The sequence below is a fragment of the Candidatus Zixiibacteriota bacterium genome, assembly GCA_040752595.1.
In the GTDB taxonomy this organism is placed as follows: domain Bacteria; phylum Zixibacteria; class MSB-5A5; order WJJR01; family WJJR01; genus JACQFV01.
In genome coordinates this window covers 82481-99466 of record JBFMGX010000004.1, presented here as the reverse complement: position 1 = coordinate 99466, position 16986 = coordinate 82481, and the positions used below count along the sequence as shown (strand labels likewise).

The following is a 16986-nucleotide window of genomic DNA, read 5'->3' as shown; positions in this document are numbered from 1 at the left end:
CTTCGGCCGCGAGTAGCGGCTCGTGCCTGAAGTACTCACAACCGTATCCAAAAAAACTAAGGGCGATCCGCCATGGCGGACCGCCCATAGCGGGGACCTGTGACCTCATCAGGGACACTGGGACTGCCACTTCTTGAGTTCGTCGCTTTGGCCCAGTTGCGCCAGCGTGATCTTCATCATCTTGCAGAGAACCCCATCTTCGGGGAAGAACCCGGTCGCCTTATCGAGCGTTTCGCGCGCTCTTTCCCAGAGTTTCTGTGCGCTGGAGGGCTCTTCCGCGCCGAAGATGAGAGTCAGGACTCCCTGCAGGAAGTGCTCGCGCTCACCGGTATCGGTGATCATCCGGCCGGCATCGGCGGCCAATGTGGCGCCGGAATAGTAGCAGATGGCCAGAAGGCGCCAGGTGTCCTGATCTTTGGCGTCGATCTCAACGACTTTGGCGAACCGGGGAATCGCTCTGGCGAAATTCTCCAGCGATTTCTGCCAGAACTCACGCTGAGCGCCCTTATCGTCGCTGCGCTCGGCCTGCGACAGGGAATCCTGGAGCCGAATGGCGGCGTTGTAATAGAAGATCCCCATGTTGTACCAGGTGTCCTTGGAGCTGGGATCCTCGCGGACCACCGATTCCTGCCACTTGTAGGCCTCCTGTTCATCCCCGATGCGCGAGAAGATGTCGGCCAAGGTCACGATCGTGTTGATGTCCTTGGGGAACATCGCATGGTAGCGGCGGTTGACCGCGATGGCTTCCGGCCACTTCTGGAGATCGTAATATGTCCCCCCGAGCGAACGCATGAGATTGGTATAGCGCGTGCGCTTTTCTTCCGAGAGCTTCTTGTACTTGGCGTCAAAGGCATTGTAGGCCTCGGTCTTGGCACCCTCCGGTCCGGTGAAGAAGACCGTGGTGTCGTACCAGTTGGTCGTCGAGTCGCCGAACTCGTACCGGTGGAACAACCGTTCGGCTTCGACGAAATCATCGAGCGCCATCTCGGTCTTTCCCTCCCGTTGACGCAGCAATCCGCGCGTGGCGAAGGAACGGAAATCTTCCGGTTGCAGGAGTGCGCACTGCCGCAAGGCATCGGCGGACATCTCGCGGATCTGATCGGCGACGTGCCGGATGCTGTCCGCCGTTCCCGTCGAGGCCTCCTGCTGCGCCAGTTCCGCGATCGAGTCGGATTGCCCCAGCAGATCGACGGCACGATTGAACCGCTGCCGCCACTTGTCATCGAGAATCTTGTCCAGGTTCTTGGTCTTCTTCTGCCATTCATCCGGCGGGGCGTACTTCCGGGCGAGCGTGTACTCCGCGATCATGCTGTCGATTTCGTCCTTGCGCGACCAGACCTCCCCGAGCATCAAGTGGACCTCGTAGTTTTCGGGATAGTACTTCCGGGCCAACTCGAGATTGTGCATGGCGCGCGCGTATTCCGGCGGAGTGGTCTGCAAGGCGATGCGCGTGGAGCGCAAGTAGACATCGACCGGTTGCTTGACCTGGCTCTGGTCCGCCTGCCCGTACGCTGATACCGACCAAAACAGCACGCTGATGATCAAGAAGGCCTTCGCCCGTGGGCCCACCATGTTCCGCTCCTTCGTATGACTTCCAGCCGGCACGATCGGGGCCTGTCTATCCCCGCGAAAACGCATCATTATAGATTTCACAAGTGACAGAGCAAGATCAAAGTGGCCCGCCGTGTCATTCCTTTGCTCTCGGCCTCGGGCGCAGAAGACTGAATCGGGAGTGCCCGTCCCAATGGAATGGCGTCGCCTTCGCACCGGTGAACAAGGGGCTTAAGCCCCTTGTTTGCCTCCGCGTGGAACGGCCGAAGCGAACCGTGAGCCCGATTGTTATACATCGCTTCCACGCCGCATCAATTCCGGTGACGCACGGTGAACGTCAGGACGCTCTCGGCATCCGGGGCGACCGGTATCCGCCACTCGGCGGTGCGGGCGTCCTTCTTGGTGGCGGTATGGCTGCTCTCCGAGATCGACCAGTCCCCCCAGAAATGTTCCACCACGACGATGGTGACGGCCGCGGTCTTGTGGTTGCGCAGCTTGATTTCAAAGCGCTCGTCGTAGACGCGCGGGGAGATCTGCTGGCGGTCCATCTGCGTGCGCTCACCGACAATGTCGAAGGCATAGCCGAGGAACGGGCGCAGTTTCTCATCCTTCGGCGTGTGGTCGATTCGATCCTCGCCCACGAATTCCCACGACCCGTCGGTGTCGGCCTTCATGACACGGATCGTGCCCGCCGGCAGCGGCATACCCAGGCCGGCGGCCTGCGAGTTGGTGAATTCCATCGTCACCCGGACTTTGGCGCCGTCGCGGGCGCCGTCGTAGGTGTAGATCTTCTCGGCCTTGACGTGTGCCGGATCAAACAACGCCAACTGCTTGATCTCGTTGTCGCGGACCGTGGCGGGACGAGACAGCGTGTAGAGGTGGTACTCGAAGAACGACTTCTCCTCGAAGCCGGCCTCGGCGCTCATGCGCGCCATGGCGATGTCCATCCCCATCCCTTTGGGGCGGGGCGGTTCGACGCGGTGCACGTCACCAGCCATCAGCTTGAGCGTTGCGTCGGTGTACGTTGCCCCGCTGCGGTTGTCGATCGACACCCATCCGGAGAGATCGAGACCATCCTCGGCGGCATTCACGGTGGCAATGTACTGTGCCTGCCAGTTGATCTTGCCGGTCAAGTACCGGACTTCGGAACGCGCCGGGCCGGCGACGTCCGATCGCAGTTTCCAAACCAAGGTCGGGCGTGTGATCAACCCCTCCGGGAGCGATGTCAGTGACAGGTCGGCGATTTCGGCGCGATTGACGATCGACAGCGCGCCATCCGGCTGCTTCAGCGTCAGGGCGGCGCCATCGGCGGCCAGCAATGTCCCCTCGTGGACCTTGTCCTGCTTTGTGATGACACGGACGGCACGGTCAATGTACTTCTCCAACAACTTGTCCGAGGAGACCAGATCGAAGCGGTAGTTCTGCTCCAGCAGGGTGACGGCGCCGGGATTGTCGAGGACCGCGAAAGTCACGGAGGTGGGGTCGATCGCGGCGGCAACGTCCGTGAACGGGAGATCGAAGGTCCCTTTCTGGAGCGTCAGAAGGCGCGTCTCTTTCACCAGCGCCAGGTTGTCATTGTAGATGGTCAGTTGAACGTCCGCGTGGGCGCGGGACGCCACGCCCAAAACGAGAACCGCAATTGCTGCCAGTCGCCGTCTCATGATCCCTCCCCCGGCATTACCCGCCAGTTTCCCGATCATTCCCGCCGCCGCTGCTTCGCGGCGGAGCGTTCTTCCATCCCACACGTTTGTACCCGTCATACCGGAAAGCCGACGCCGGGATCCGCGCGGAACCGATCACGGAATCATCCGATGAGACCATTCCCTCACCCGCCCGCCTGCGGCGGGCGACCTCTCCCGGGGAGAGAGGTTGGATGCCCCGGTCCTCTATCGGTGAAGGAAACCATGCCTTCCGCCATCATGGTGCCAGGCAATCATGTAGGTTCCAGCATCTACCACCCCAACATCTGTTCGAGGTTGGCGTTCAACCGGGCGACGATCTTCTCGGTGTCCCCGCGTTTGGCCTGCTCCCGCGCCACCACATCCTTGGGGGCGTTTTCGAGAAAGTCCGCGTTGTTGAGCTTGCGGTTGATCTTCTCCAGTTGCTCGGTGTAGTGCCGCAGGTCCTTTTCCAGCCGGCGGCGCTCGGCCTCCAGATCGATGACCCCGGCCAATGGGATGATGATTTCGGCATCGCGGATGACCGCCGTGGCGGCCGGGACCGGTTTCTTGACATGGGAATCAATGGTCAGGTTCGTAATGCGGCCGAGCGTACGAATGTTGTCCGCCAGGTCGCGCAAGTGCTTCTCCAGACGGGGCTGGTCGGGACGAATCAGGCAGTCGATCTGCTTGCCCGCCGGGATCTTCATCTCGGAGCGGACGCTGCGGATGGCGATGATGACGTCGAACACCTGCTGCATCGCCTCATCCAACTCGGCATCGATGCGCGTGGGGTCGGATGTCGGCCAGGGCGCCACGGCGCAATGCGCCGGTGCTCCCTGCACGTGCGACGCGACATGGGACCAAAGCTCCTCGGTCACAAACGGCGCCAGGGGATGCAACAGGCGCAGGATGTTGTGGAGCACGTGCAACGACACGAGTCGTGCGGTTTGCGTCTCTCGCGATGTGCCGGACGTGAAGCGCGCCTTGACCAACTCCAGATACCAGTCGCAGTATTCCGCCCAGATGAAGTCGTAGAGCGACTTGGAGGCGAGGTTGAAGCGGAACGAATCCAACTGCTCGGATACAGTCGCAATGGCGCTCGCCAGGCGGCTGAGGATCCACCGGTCGGCCAGATGCAATCGGTCGGCGGGAACATCAAGGCACAACGGATGCATGGTCGCGTCGTCACCCTGATTGCCGAGGACGAGACGCGAGGCATTCCACAACTTGTTGGCGAAATTGCGCCCGAGCTCGAAGGTCTGCGGGCCGATGCAGGGGTCTTGTCCCTCCGGGGCCGCCAAGACCAGCGACAGGCGCAGCGCATCAGCGCCATGCTCATCGATAATCTGCAGAGGATCGATGCCGTTGCCCAGAGACTTCGACATCCGTCGGCCGATGGCGTCGCGCACGGTGCCGTGAATGTAGACGTCGGTGAAGGGGATCTCGCCCATGAACTCGCTGCCGGCCATGACCATCCGCGCCACCCAGAGGAAGATGATCTCGGAGGCGGTGAACAGCGCCTGGGTGGGGTAGAACGCGGTCAATTCGGGGGTCTTGTCCGGCCAGCCGAACGTGGAGAACGGCCAGAGCCAGGAGGAGAACCAAGTATCGAGGACATCCTCCTCCTGCCGGTAGTCGCCATCGGCGGGCGGAGTCACACCGACATGGACGGCATTGTTGTCGCGGCGGTAGTACACCGGTATCCGATGTCCCCACCACAACTGCCGCGAGATGCACCAGTCGTGGATGTTGTCCATCCAGTGCAGGTACACTTTCTCCCAGTGCGCCGGATGGAACCGGATTCGTCCCTCCCGGACGGCCGCGATCGCCGGCGGCGCCAGTGCCGTCATCTTCACGAACCACTGCTCGGAGAGAAACGGCTCAATGACCGTGTGGCAGCGATAGCAGATGGCCGCGCCCAGTCGGTACGGCTCGATCTTTTCGAGCAGCCCCTTCTTCTTCAGGTCGGCGACGATCTTCTTGCGGGCCTCGTCGCGGTCGAGACCGGCATACGGTCCGCCCTCGGCGGTGATGACGCCATCGGGTCCGATCACCTTGATGACCTCGAGATGATGGCGTAAGCCGATCTCGAAGTCGTTGACGTCATGCGCGGGGGTGACCTTGAGCACACCGGTGCCGAACTCACGGTCGATGTAGTTGTCGGCGATCACCGGCAGCAGCCGTCCCAACAGCGGCAACGTGACCTTTTGGCCGATGTAATCCCGATAGCGTTCATCTTGAGGATGAACCGCCACCGCGGTGTCGCCGAGCATCGATTCGGGGCGGGTTGTCGCCACGGTCAGGTGGCCGGACTGGCCCGCCAGCGGGTAGCGGATGTAATAGAGTGAACCGTCGCGCTCCTCGCGTTCGAGTTCATCATCGGAGAGCGTCGTGCGGCAACGCGGACACCAATTGACGATGTAGGTCCCCTTGTAGATCAGCCCCTTGTTGTAGAGATCGACGAAGACCTGGAAGACGGCGCGGGACAACCCTTCATCCATGGTGAATCGGGTGCGGTCCCAGTCGCAGGAGCACCCCATCCGCCGGAGTTGCTCGAGGATTGTGTTGCCGTTCTTGTTCTTCCACTCCCAGACGCGTTTGAGAAACTCATCGCGTCCCAACGCCTCGCGCGTGCCACCTTCGGCGATCACCTGCTTTTCCACGACGACTTGGGTGGCGATTCCGGCATGGTCAATCCCCGGCAGCCATTCGGCCTCGAAGCCGGACATCCGCTTGTAGCGAATCATGATGTCCTGCATCGTGTTGTTGAGGGCATGGCCGAGGTGCAGGACACCGGTCACATTGGGCGGGGGAATGACGATCGAGTATTTCGGACGGGAGGATTGCGGATCGGCATGGAAGTACCGCCGCTCTTCCCAGGTCTTCAGCCATTTCTCTTCGGCGGCTTTGGGCTCGTAGTTCTTGGGCAACGCAAAGGTGTTCATACGACTCCACCAACCTCCCGGCAACAGACGATCAAGTTATCGACAGGGGTTGGCCGAAGTCAATCACTGCACGAGATAGCAGCGCCCCACTGCCCAACACCCGGCAGCAGAAACACCAACGGCGCACGTCTTCGGTTTGGGGCAAGCGCCCAGTCCATCTCAGCCAGTTGGAATGCGCAACCGGCGCCCACCTGCCGTGGTGGAGACGGCAGGTGGGCGGGGATGATCCAAGATGTGATTCGGTCAGTTGTCGATCAGCTTGCCCATCTGTGACACGGACAGCGGCTGACCGTACGGCATGTGAGAGCCATCGGCGGTTGACTTGAGGTGGTCCCACAGAGGCAGGTTGTCGGCTCCGACCGGGTCGTTGGCCTGCCCGGTGTACTGGAGAAACTCGAATTTCAGCACGGTCTTCCAGTCCTCGGGGATCGGGATCACACCGGTGGGTCCGACCAACCGCGCCGCGCCTTGGGCCGTCGCATCCCACTCGGTGACAGTTATGGAGCCGGAGCTGACATACTGCTGGAGATTGGCGTTCCCGGCACCGTTCTGAAGATGGCAATCGCCGCAGGAGATGTCGGCCTTGGTGATGCTGTGGCCGAAGAAGGGTGCCAAGGCGACGAAGCTCTTGCCCTCATACGACAGCGTTTGGAATGTGCCGGTGTGGACCTTGCCGTTGTAGTTGAGCAGCATCTTGAACCCCGTCCGTGGGGTCTGCGCGAAGAACCGTTTCTGTTCCAGCACGACTTCGGTCTCGAAGTGGCAGTTGTAGCAGGAGCTGACAGACTTGACGTGACAGGCCGAGCAGTCGACCTTGGAAAGGTGCGTTGAGTGGTAGGCGTTGGCCGCCGGGGTGGAGTGGCACTTCTGGCAGGTGACCGTCGGCACGCCGGTGGCCAGGAAGGTGGCATACTGCCTACCGTCGCCGTGCATCTGCTCGGCGGTATGGCAGTCCATGCACCCCATCCCGGCGCTGCGATGTACATCCGAAAAGAGCTTTTGCTCGGCACCCTGACGGCCATGGCAGCCGAGACATACACTATCGGCCACAGGGTTGGCCTGCGGGGCCTCGGGATCAACGTGGCAGTCACGGCAGCCGGGTTCATAGGTCTCGTGGTCGACAGTGGTCCCATCCGCGTACTTCATGGCATGACAATGCGTGCACACCAGGGAATCGATGGGGATGTGCGTCAATGTGGCAAAACCATCGGGCGCACTGTAGAATGTGGCCTTGCCCGGCCGGGCCCCGTGAATACTCGACGGGAATATCCGCTCGATCCTGGCGAGTGGATCCTCCTCATCATCGCCGCCGCAGCCGATGATCACCCCCAAGGCCAACAGTCCCACCAGCGGTGTCAGAACGACCCACCAGCGCATGTGCTTCATCGCGACCTCCATTCGTTTGTGGCGGGGCCACCGGGACGGCATGACTCCACCGAATTGTGGTTTGCGTATCGCTGCCATCGTGTCCAATCTCTCGTCTGCCCGTTCGTGACCTGAATCACAAGATGGCTGCCTGAAAAGGCGGGCCGTCATGACGGCACCGCCGACGGCCGACTACGATCTGATCAGCCCGCGCATATAGATCTGCACGTTGTTGGCGATCACCCGCCGGGGGGCATACACGCGCCCCTGCACCTTCCACCAAAGGTCCTGGCAGAGGGCACAGTCCATGACCATTCCAACAAAACAGCGCGCGGTGATGACCGCATGGATGTTCTGGATATCTCCCCGCCGTTGTAGCGTGCGCAACTTGCGGGCCAGGAATTCCACAAGGGGGCGGCGGATCTCCCGGAAGGCCTGCCACGACCGCGGATGGTTTTCCAGTGACGAATGGAGCAGCAGCCGGGTCACCTGGCATTCCCGGGTGAACCGGGTGATCACGAGTTGTGCCAGGCCGGAGAGGATGTCCCCGAGGTCATCCGTCCGGTCCAACGCGGCGAGGGCTCCCTGCACATCTACTTGGGTGCCGGCAGCGGACAGAACGGCGGAGTACAGGGACGCCTTGGAGCTGTAGTGCCGGTAGAGCGCCGACTCGGTCACGCCGCAGTGGGCGGCGATGCTCTTCATGGTGACCCTCTCGTAACCCCGCTCGGCAAACAACCCGGTGGCCGCCTTGAGAATCCGCCGACGGGTCTGTTCTCCACCGCGCTGAGCCATGTCCGCCCCACTGTTAGTGAATCCTCACTAACATATCGATCAGAAGACAGTGCCCGGGAGTGAAAGTCAATGGCATTATCCATCCGTCCCGCAGATTGTGACAGGCGTGGGCACGGTTGGTCGCTCGGGGCCTCTGGCAATATGAGCGTGCGAGGGAGCTTCCTTAACCGATCCGTCTACGGCGCCGTGCCCGCCGCCAGGCAGGGATCGACCTCCCCCCGCCAGAGGCGGGCAAGTCGGAAGGAGAGGTGAGAGCCGTCGTTTGGGGGTTGGGCAGGTCTCAAACCTGCTCCCCCAATTCCATCATCCGCGGCTTGAAGGCACAGAACCGGACGGCGATATTCCGGTCATGGCCAAGAAGCGCGTGACATCAAGTGCCGGGAGACGACTGTACAAATTCGGCGATCTGGTGGCGATCATGGCGCGGTTGCGCGCGCCGGGGGGGTGTCCATGGGATCGCAAGCAGAATCACCAGACGCTTCTCCCCTATTTGATCGAGGAGACCTACGAGGTCGTCGACACGGTGCACCGTCGCGACATCGGCGCACTGCGGGAGGAACTGGGCGATCTGCTCCTGCAGATTGTGTTCCACGCGCAGTTGGCGCAGGAGCGGAAGCGGTTTACGATCGACGACGTGACCGATCACATCTGCCGCAAGTTGATCGCGCGACACCCGCATGTGTTCGCGCGCCAACGCCGTCTGTCGGCCAAACAGGTGCTCGGCAACTGGGAGCGGATCAAGCTGGCGGAAGCCGTAGACTCCGGCAATACGCGCGGTGTGCTCGATGGTCTGCCGAAGTCATTGCCCGCCCTGTTGCAGGCGTTTCGGATTCAGGAGAAGACGGCGCGATTCGGATTCGACTGGGACAACCCGCTGCCCGTACTCGACAAGGTCAATGAAGAAGTCGATGAACTGCGACGGTCATTGCGTCGCCGGTCAAAGCCCACACGCCGCAAGCAGGAGGCCGAACATGAACTCGGTGATCTCTTGTTTGCCCTGGTGAACCTGGCCCGGCATCTGAAGCTCGACCCCGAGGCGGCGCTGGCGAAGACCAACCGACGATTCATCCGACGTTTTCGCTACATCGAGAAACACCTGCCCATGACCGGCAAGAAGATGGGGGAGGCCACCCCGGCGGAGATGGACAGACTCTGGGAAAAGGCCAAGACCGTCGTGGGCTGAGTTTGGGACGAAATTCTCAACCAAATTGAGGGGATTTCTGCGTCTGGTGCGGAATTCGCTTGACGGGGGGTGCGCCATTGCTTAAATGGGGTCGTTCGGTGCCAAAACCGAACTTTTATTGTGTTATTGTGAATGACTTCACCGGACGGTTGTATAATCCGACGGACGATGGGCAGACGACAACGAACGGTTTCATCGCAAGGGAGGACAGGAGTAATGAGACGACTGATGGCCGTGGCACTGGCACTGGGTGTGATGCTCGCCTTCGGCGGCGCTGTCTGGGCCGCCGACAGTACGAAGGTGGCCGGAAAGCCGGATACGTTGAAGTGGGCCGAGGCGCACTTCAAATATGTCGGTGAGACCAAGTGCAAGATGTGCCACAAGCAGCAGTATGATTCCTGGGCGACCACGCCGCACGCCAAGGCATGGGCCGCCTTGAAGCCGGAAGAGCAGAAGAAGGCCGAATGCGTGGAGTGTCACATAACCGGCAAGACGGCGAGCGACTCGGTGCTGATCAATGTCGGCTGCGAGGCCTGCCACGGTCCCGGCTCCGACTATAAAGCGATGAACAAGATGAAGGACCCCAAGCTGGCGGCGGCGGCGGGTCTGCTCCCGGTGAGCGAGGCAATGTGCGTGCGCTGCCACAATGCCAAGAGCCCGACCTTCAAGAGCTTTGATTTCGCCAAGGCGAAGGAGACAGGGGTGCACAAACACTTCCCGAAGAAGGAACCGGCCGCGGCTCCCAAGTAGTGTGTCGGCGATTCTGCCATGACGCCTCATGAATTCACATCCCCCGGCGGCGCGAAGATGGGCCGCCGGGGTTTCTTGGACCTCGTGCTGGGCGGCGGGATTATCGCGCTCTTCGGGGCGATCGTCTATCCCTTGCTACGCTTTGTCATTCCCCCCAAGAACCCCGAGGCCGCCGCCTCTTCCGTGGTGGCCGCCAAGGTCGGTGAGTTGGCGCCGAATTCCGGGAAGATCTTTCGGTTCGGCAAGGACCCGGCCATTCTGATCCTGACATCGTCGGGGCAATATCGGGCGTTCACGGCGATCTGCACGCACCTGGATTGCACGGTCCAGTACCGGGGCGACTTGGAACAGATCTGGTGTGCCTGCCACAACGGCCACTATGACCTGAGCGGCAAGAACATCTCCGGCCCGCCACCGGCACCGCTTTTGCCCTACTCGGTCACGGTCCGCGGCGATCAGATCATCGTCAGCAAGGCATGAACGAGCGAACACCCAAGGCATCGGTCGGGGCGTGGCTCGACCGCCGCATCGGCCTCTCGGCGCTCAAGTCCCTGGCGATGCACAAGCAGGTGCCGATGCACCGGCACTCGATCTGGTACTATCTGGGCGGGATGACGTTGTTCTGCTTCCTCGTCCAGATCATCACCGGGATCTTCCTGCTGTTGTACTATCGCCCCACCGCTGAGGCCGCCTTTGAGTCGGTCGAGTTCATCATGACCGACGTGCGTTTCGGCTGGCTGGTGCGCTCGATCCACTCGTGGTCGGCGAACCTGATGCTCTTTTTCGCCTTCGTGCACATGTTCTCGGTCTTCTTCCTGCGCGCCTATCGCAGGCCGCGTGAGTTGACCTGGGTATCGGGTGCCTTTCTGTTGTTTCTCTCGCTGGGCTTCGGCTTTTCCGGATACCTGCTGCCATGGAATCAACTGGCGCTCTTCGCCACCAAGGTCGGCACCGACATTCTCGGCGAGATCCCCCTCATCGGTCACTGGCTGATGACGGTGGCACGCGGCGGCGATGATGTCACCGGCGCGACCTTGACGCGGTTCTTCGGCATTCATGTTGCAGTCCTGCCGATGATCGCCACGTTCTTCCTCTTGAGCCACCTGGCGCTGGTTCAGAAGGAGGGCATGAGTGTTCCCATCGGCGAGCGGTATAAGAACGTCCGCATGATGCCCTTTTTCCCCAACTTCGCATTGCGCGATCTGGTCGGCTGGACGCTGGCGTTGGGCATACTGGTCATCCTGGCCTCGGTGTTTCCGTGGGAGTTGGGGGTCAAGGCCGACCCGTTGGCACCGGCCCCGGCGGGGATTCGCCCTGAGTGGTATTTCTGTTTCATGTTCCAGACACTGAAGTACATCCCGGGGCAGGTCCTCTTTATCCCGGGTGAATTGCTGGGGATCATCGGTTTCTCATTGGGCGGGTTGGCGCTGGTTCTGGTTCCATTCCTCGACCGCAAGGCGGTTCGTGAGGAACGCAATCGCGTGCTGGCGGTCATTGGATGGGTGGTTCTGGTTTACATGGCGGTTTTCACGTTGCTGGCCTATGTGGCGTAGGGCAGCTCACACACGGGGGCATGACTCCCTCACCCCAGCCCTCTCCCGGAGGGCGAGGGGGATTACTATCCTCTCCCTCCGGCTTGTACCGAGCGAAGTCGAGGTGGAGAGGTCGCTTGGACCGCAGGTCCAAGCGGATGAGGGAACCGGTTATCCGAACATCTCCCTCACCCGATCCGACCTCCGGTCGGATCGACCTCTCCACCTCGACTTCGCTCGGTACAAGCCGGGGGGAGAGGTTAACGATTCGTCCGTCTCTTTGAGGAACCCCCGTTCCCTGTGCACAAGCGCGGCACGAGTCGCTGGCGTGTTTGCGGTGGCCGTCGGATTGCTCGCGGGAGCGCGAGGCATACGGGTATCGGCGGCTGCGACCGGAAAGGTGAGCAGTTGCATCCAATGCCACGGATCGATGGATGGTCCGCGGATGAAGCAGGTCGTGACCGGCTACGACGATGACATCCATGCCGCCAAAGGTCTGGGTTGCCAGGACTGCCACGGCGGCGATCCCACACGCGGGGCCGAAGAAGGCGATCCGGAACAGGCACATGACCCGGCCAAAGGATTCGTGGGAGCCCCGACATCGTCGCAGATACCGGATTTGTGCGGACGTTGCCATTCCGACGTCGAGTTCATGAAGCAGTATAACCCGAAGCTGCGGGTCGACCAGCTTCTGGAGTATCGTTCCAGCCACCACGGCAAGTCGCTGGCAGCGGGCAACACGAAAGTGGCGACGTGCGTGTCGTGCCATGGTGTCCACGGCATCCTGGCCGTGAATGACACGCGCGCCCCAGTTTACAAGACCAATGTCGCCGCGACCTGCGGACGGTGCCATTCCGATGCCGCCTACATGCGCGGGTCGGGGTTGCCCACCGATCAAGTGGCTTTGTACCGCAGATCGGTGCACGGACAGAAGCTGCTGGAAGAGGGTGATCTCTCCGCTCCGACCTGCAACAACTGCCACGGCAACCACGGCGCCACGCCGCCGGGATTGACATCGGTGGCGAACACGTGCGGTGAATGCCACGCCAACAACCGCGACTTCTTCAATCAGTCCCCGCACAAAGCGGCCTTCGCCGACATGGGACTGGGCGAGTGCACCGCCTGCCACCGACATCATGACATCGAGGTGCCGACCGACTCGATGCTCGGCACCCAAGCCGGATCGATGTGCGCAAACTGCCACTCCGAGGGGGACGCCGGTTGGGACGCTGCGGCCGCAATGGACCGGGCCATGGACTCCCTGAAGGCCACCCTCATCGCGGCTCACGATCTGCTCGATCGCGCCGGGCGGGGTGGTATCGATGTCGCGCTCGGGAAGTTCGACCTGCACGCCGCCGATGATGCCCTGATCAAAGCACGTACGGCGGTGCATTACTTCGATACGACCAAGTTCGCTGAAATCGTCTCACCGGGGATCGGCGCCGCCGCTCAGGTCATCACATTGGGGAATGACGCCCTGGACGATCTGCGGATGCGCCGCGTGGGTTTGTCGTTCTCGATCCCGCTCGTTCTGCTGGTCGCCCTTCTGCTCTACTTGAAGATCCGCAAGATGGAACGGGATAAGCCGTTCGCATAGCAAACGGCGGGCACAGCCCGCCCTACAAGACATCTGCCCCTCCCCCCCGATACGAGACGGGATTGACCGCTTGTGGGCGGCCGGATTCCGGCCAAAGACGTTGCCGCAACGACAGCATGAGCGGCGTTTCGACCCGGTGCCAATTCCCGCAAGACGCTGAGAGTCAATGCATTACAGCACATCGGCTTGAGTTCTCGCGGGCCCTGTCAAAAGACCGATCGGGACTGTGTTTTCCTATTGCATAAAACCGATAAAAACAATAAAATGTTATCAGAAGGTGGCAGGCGGAATGACTGCAGAGACATTGAGCAAGGCGCTTCTCTCAACCGGGGAGGCGGCCGAGCTGTGTTCGGTCACGCGGGACACGGTCCTGAAGTGGATCACCTCGGGGAGAATCCGCGCTCACCGCACGCCAGGTGGGCATCACCGTGTCTCCAAGAGCTCGCTGGCACCTCTGATCGAGGAGGCGCTCAGGCACCCGCGGCATACGGAAACGGGCTGTCCCGCCCCGGCGATTGCGGAGGACCGGCCGCCATTCCAGTACTGCTGGGAGTTCTATGCGCGCAATGGGCGGACACCGGAGGGGTGCGCGGACTGCATCGTATTCCGCTCGGGGACGCGCCGGTGCTACGAGCTCAGCCGGTTGCCGGTGGAGGCGGGGCACAATCGCCTCTTCTGTCAGGGGTCGTGCGAAGATTGCGAGTATTTCCGGATGGTCCAGGGGCAACAGCCGAATGTGCTCGTGGTAACCGATCGGGCCCGGCTGCGTCATGCATTGGAACGCCGGATGAACAAGGCCGATTTCAACCTCCGCATCACCGACTGCGAGTATCGTTGTTCAATGGTCATCGAGGAATTCCGCCCCGACTACGTGGTCATCGACTGTCTGCTGGGTGCGGAGCGCAGCGGTGAATTCGCGACCCTGCTGTCTGAGGACCCGCGCATTCCTTTCATCAAGGTCGTGTTGGCCGGGAAGCACCACGAACTGCCCCAGCAGTGCGAGAAGACCGTGTTCGCCGTGATCGACCGTCCGTTTTCGATCGAGACGCTCGGCGACCTGATCCGCCGGACCGGGCCCTTGGGAGCGGAAGACAATGACCGTGTTCCGGCGGGGGATGTGAACTCATAGCGTGGGAGGAGCCGTGAATGCTGCGATGGTTCCGGATCGGGCGGCTGCGGAGGACGGTGATGGTTTTCTGGTGGAGATGTCCATGTGGACGCGCGGGATCGCCGAGGAACTGGCACGGTAGAATAACATCGGGCCGTTGACCGAGGATCACTGGCGCATCATCGAGTTCGTGCAGGAGTACTACAACCGGCGGAAGGTGGGCCCCCCGGTCGTGCACATCTGCAAGGAACTCGGCCTGTCGATGCGGCATGTCTGCGACCTGTTCCCTTGTGGCATGGCGCGTGGGGCCTACCGGCTGGCCGGGTTGCCGCGACCGAGCGGGTGCCTGTAGCACGACCCCGGCAATGATGTTTCCTCCTGCCACCGTGGACGCAGTCGTCGGGGACAGACGAGAATCGTCGTTTGGGATGGGAGTCGCATATGGAAGCACTGGTCCTTGGGGTTCTACCTTACATAACGGTTGCGGTGTTCATTGTCGGGATGGTCATCCGGATACGAATCTGGATGAGAACTCCCCAGCCGGCAAAGATCACCCTCTTTCCCGCGCCATGCGGTGGGAGGGCCCGGTTCATCAACGTCTTGAAGGAATCGTTCTTGTTTCCCAGTCTCTTTCGGGGCGACAGAACGCTGTGGATCATTGCCTGGTTGTTTCATCTCACGCTCGCCTTCGTGTTCGTGGGTCACGTCAGGGTGTTTACGGACTTCCCGCGCGTGTGGGCGGCACTGGGGATTGACGCCGACACCATGAGCGCAGCCGGCGGCGGTGTCGCTGGCGTCCTAATCCTGACCATGGCGCTTCTGCTCACGGTCCGGCGGGCCGCCATGCGGCGCGTGCGTGAGGTGTCGCAACTCGCCGACTACCTGGCGCTGTTTCTGGTCATCGGCGTCATCCTCACCGGAAACCTCATGCGCTTCGGCGACCATTTCGACCTGCAGCTCACGCGCGCGTATTTCACCGACTTGTTCACTTTCTCCCTGGGCGCATCGTCCTATCCGGCCAATGGCATGTTCGCTGTGCACTTCCTGCTGGCGCAGATACTGATCGTGTTCATGCCATTCAGCAAGATCATGCACTTCGGCGGGATCTTCTTCACCCAGACCCTCATTCAGAAGGCATAGGAGGAACGGCATCGTGGTCAATCAGAAGGAACCGGTGACCGGCGAGGGGCTGCACCAGGGCATCATCGACGCGTGCAAGGCGATGAAAGACGGTCCGCGGGCCTTGCGGCTCTATATGGAGATGTGCGCGCGGTGCGGCACCTGCGCCGAGCAGTGCCCGGTCTATCAGGGAGAGCCCACGCGGCTGCGCAATCCGGCCGTGCGCGCCGACCTGGTGCGTTCGGTCTACAAGCGGTACGCCACAGTATCCGGCACGCTCTTCGGGCCGCTGGTCGGGGCGCACGATCTCGACGGCGACTTCGAAATGAAGGACTTCGTCAACTCGTTCTACGAGTGCACCGGCTGCCGCCGCTGCGCGACGTATTGTCCCATGGGCATGGATAATTCCGTGATCACACGGAAGGGACGGGCCATCGCCGACAAACTCGGTTACACACCGCAACGCTTGCAGCAGGTGATCGAGATTTCCCTCCGGACGGGAAACACGGACGGAGCGAATCAAGACGCGCTCAGAGAAACCGTTCGCTTTCTCGAAGCGGAGATTCGCGAGGAGTACGCAGTCGACGTGAAGATCCCCTGCGACCAGGTCGGGGCCGAGGTGTTCTTTGTGCCGCCGTCGGGGGACCTGCTCGTAAACCCGGAGGCGGTCATGGGGATCGCCAAGGTCTTTCACAAACTGGGTACGTCCTGGACACTGAGCTCGCGGGCCTTTGACGGGGCCAATTACGGCCTGTTCACCGGCGACGATGCGTCGATGAAGGAGGACAACAGTCTTTACGTCGAGGAGGCCAAGCGCCTGAAGTGCAAGACCATGATGATGGGCGAGTGCGGCCATGCACACCGCATCATGAAGTTTATGATGGAGCCGGGGCAGTGGTGGGGGCCGCTGCCGTTTGAAATCACCAACGTGCTGCAGTTCACGTCCGCGCGCGTCCGGGACGGCTCGATCCGGTTTGACCGGAGCGCAAACCCCGACCCGGTGACCTATCACGATCCCTGCAATTTCGGGCGGAGCTGCGGCATCGTGGAGGAACCGCGCATCATCATGCAGGCGGCCTGTGCCGACTTCCGGGAGATGACCCCGAACCGGCACCTCAATTGGTGCTGCGGCGGTGGCGGGGGTCTCTCGGCCATGGACGACATCCACGAGTTTCGGATGAACGTCTCTGGTCGGATGAAACTGCAGCAGATCGACCAGACCGGCGCCCGATACGTCGCCGCGCCCTGCTCCAACTGCAAGCGTCAATTGGCGCAGTTGATGGAGTACCATAAGCGCGAGGTTGCGGTCGGTGGCGTGCACGACCTGGTCTACAAGGCGATCATCCTCTGACCGATCGGGACAAGAACGCGGGGAATACG

Annotated in this window: 14 protein-coding genes; 9 read left to right on the top strand and 5 right to left on the bottom strand. The window is 61.6% G+C overall.

The window, feature by feature from the left end; all coding sequences use genetic code 11:
• Positions 1–108: 108 nt before the first annotated feature.
• The 5 genes from AB1792_00900 to AB1792_00880 all read right to left on the bottom strand — a co-directional run bounded on the left by AB1792_00900 (position 109) and on the right by AB1792_00880 (position 8317).
• The gene (locus tag AB1792_00900) at positions 109–1572 is read right to left on the bottom strand and encodes a tetratricopeptide repeat protein (GenBank protein ID MEW5700773.1); all 1464 of its coding nucleotides are present in this window, start codon (positions 1570–1572) and stop codon (positions 109–111) included.
• A 290-nt stretch (positions 1573–1862) separates the two neighbouring features.
• A complete protein-coding gene (locus AB1792_00895; GenBank protein MEW5700772.1) occupies positions 1863–3212 on the bottom strand; it encodes a DUF4139 domain-containing protein in 1350 nt (449 codons plus the stop codon).
• A 290-nt stretch (positions 3213–3502) separates the two neighbouring features.
• Positions 3503–6157: a valine--tRNA ligase gene (locus AB1792_00890; protein ID MEW5700771.1), complete on the bottom strand. Its 2655-nt coding sequence runs from the start codon at positions 6155–6157 to the stop codon at positions 3503–3505.
• Between the two features lie 243 nt (positions 6158–6400).
• Positions 6401–7543 (bottom strand): hypothetical protein, encoded by a 1143-nt coding sequence (locus AB1792_00885; protein ID MEW5700770.1) that lies wholly within the window; start codon positions 7541–7543, stop codon positions 6401–6403.
• 171 nt (positions 7544–7714) lie between these two features.
• Positions 7715–8317: a helix-turn-helix domain-containing protein gene (locus AB1792_00880; GenBank protein ID MEW5700769.1), complete on the bottom strand. Its 603-nt coding sequence runs from the start codon at positions 8315–8317 to the stop codon at positions 7715–7717.
• Positions 8318–8666: 349 nt separating this feature from the next.
• On the opposite strand from AB1792_00880, the gene mazG reads away from it, so the two are divergent.
• The 9 genes from mazG to AB1792_00835 all read left to right on the top strand — a co-directional run bounded on the left by mazG (position 8667) and on the right by AB1792_00835 (position 16957).
• Entirely contained in the window at positions 8667–9500 is an 834-nt protein-coding gene (mazG, locus tag AB1792_00875; protein MEW5700768.1) for a nucleoside triphosphate pyrophosphohydrolase, read from the top strand.
• A gap of 216 nt (positions 9501–9716) precedes the next feature.
• Positions 9717–10250, top strand: coding sequence for a multiheme c-type cytochrome (locus AB1792_00870; GenBank protein MEW5700767.1), 534 nt, complete (start codon positions 9717–9719; stop codon positions 10248–10250).
• A gap of 18 nt (positions 10251–10268) precedes the next feature.
• A complete protein-coding gene (locus AB1792_00865) occupies positions 10269–10730 on the top strand; it encodes a Rieske 2Fe-2S domain-containing protein (protein ID MEW5700766.1) in 462 nt (153 codons plus the stop codon).
• Positions 10727–11803: a cytochrome bc complex cytochrome b subunit gene (locus tag AB1792_00860; GenBank protein ID MEW5700765.1), complete on the top strand. Its 1077-nt coding sequence runs from the start codon at positions 10727–10729 to the stop codon at positions 11801–11803. The genes AB1792_00865 and AB1792_00860 overlap by 4 nt, the downstream gene beginning before the upstream one ends.
• A gap of 424 nt (positions 11804–12227) precedes the next feature.
• Positions 12228–13379 carry a cytochrome c3 family protein gene (locus AB1792_00855; protein MEW5700764.1) on the top strand — a complete coding sequence of 384 codons (1152 nt, stop codon included), beginning with the start codon at positions 12228–12230 and terminating at the stop codon, positions 13377–13379.
• A gap of 289 nt (positions 13380–13668) precedes the next feature.
• Complete coding sequence (locus AB1792_00850; GenBank protein ID MEW5700763.1) at positions 13669–14508, top strand: helix-turn-helix domain-containing protein; 840 nt, start codon at positions 13669–13671, stop codon at positions 14506–14508.
• Positions 14509–14644: 136 nt separating this feature from the next.
• Positions 14645–14839: a TusE/DsrC/DsvC family sulfur relay protein gene (locus tag AB1792_00845; protein MEW5700762.1), complete on the top strand. Its 195-nt coding sequence runs from the start codon at positions 14645–14647 to the stop codon at positions 14837–14839.
• 89 nt (positions 14840–14928) lie between these two features.
• Positions 14929–15627, top strand: a complete 699-nt coding sequence (locus tag AB1792_00840; GenBank protein ID MEW5700761.1) for a respiratory nitrate reductase subunit gamma — start codon at positions 14929–14931, stop codon at positions 15625–15627.
• Between the two features lie 13 nt (positions 15628–15640).
• Positions 15641–16957 (top strand): (Fe-S)-binding protein, encoded by a 1317-nt coding sequence (locus AB1792_00835; GenBank protein ID MEW5700760.1) that lies wholly within the window; start codon positions 15641–15643, stop codon positions 16955–16957.
• Positions 16958–16986: the final 29 nt, after the last annotated feature.

Bases quoted from the DNA above. Each gene is read 5' to 3' on its own strand.
- AB1792_00840 (MEW5700761.1), top strand. From the start codon at position 14,929: ATGGAAGCACTGGTCCTTGGGGTTCTACCTTACATAACGGTTGCGGTG.
- AB1792_00865 (MEW5700766.1), top strand. From the start codon at position 10,269: ATGACGCCTCATGAATTCACATCCCCCGGCGGCGCGAAGATGGGCCGC.
- AB1792_00900 (MEW5700773.1), bottom strand. From the start codon at position 1,572: ATGGTGGGCCCACGGGCGAAGGCCTTCTTGATCATCAGCGTGCTGTTT.
- mazG (MEW5700768.1), top strand. From the start codon at position 8,667: ATGGCCAAGAAGCGCGTGACATCAAGTGCCGGGAGACGACTGTACAAA.
- AB1792_00850 (MEW5700763.1), top strand. From the start codon at position 13,669: ATGACTGCAGAGACATTGAGCAAGGCGCTTCTCTCAACCGGGGAGGCG.
- AB1792_00895 (MEW5700772.1), bottom strand. From the start codon at position 3,212: ATGAGACGGCGACTGGCAGCAATTGCGGTTCTCGTTTTGGGCGTGGCG.
- AB1792_00855 (MEW5700764.1), top strand. From the start codon at position 12,228: ATGAAGCAGGTCGTGACCGGCTACGACGATGACATCCATGCCGCCAAA.
- AB1792_00860 (MEW5700765.1), top strand. From the start codon at position 10,727: ATGAACGAGCGAACACCCAAGGCATCGGTCGGGGCGTGGCTCGACCGC.
- AB1792_00885 (MEW5700770.1), bottom strand. From the start codon at position 7,543: ATGAAGCACATGCGCTGGTGGGTCGTTCTGACACCGCTGGTGGGACTG.
- AB1792_00870 (MEW5700767.1), top strand. From the start codon at position 9,717: ATGAGACGACTGATGGCCGTGGCACTGGCACTGGGTGTGATGCTCGCC.
- AB1792_00890 (MEW5700771.1), bottom strand. From the start codon at position 6,157: ATGAACACCTTTGCGTTGCCCAAGAACTACGAGCCCAAAGCCGCCGAA.
- AB1792_00880 (MEW5700769.1), bottom strand. From the start codon at position 8,317: ATGGCTCAGCGCGGTGGAGAACAGACCCGTCGGCGGATTCTCAAGGCG.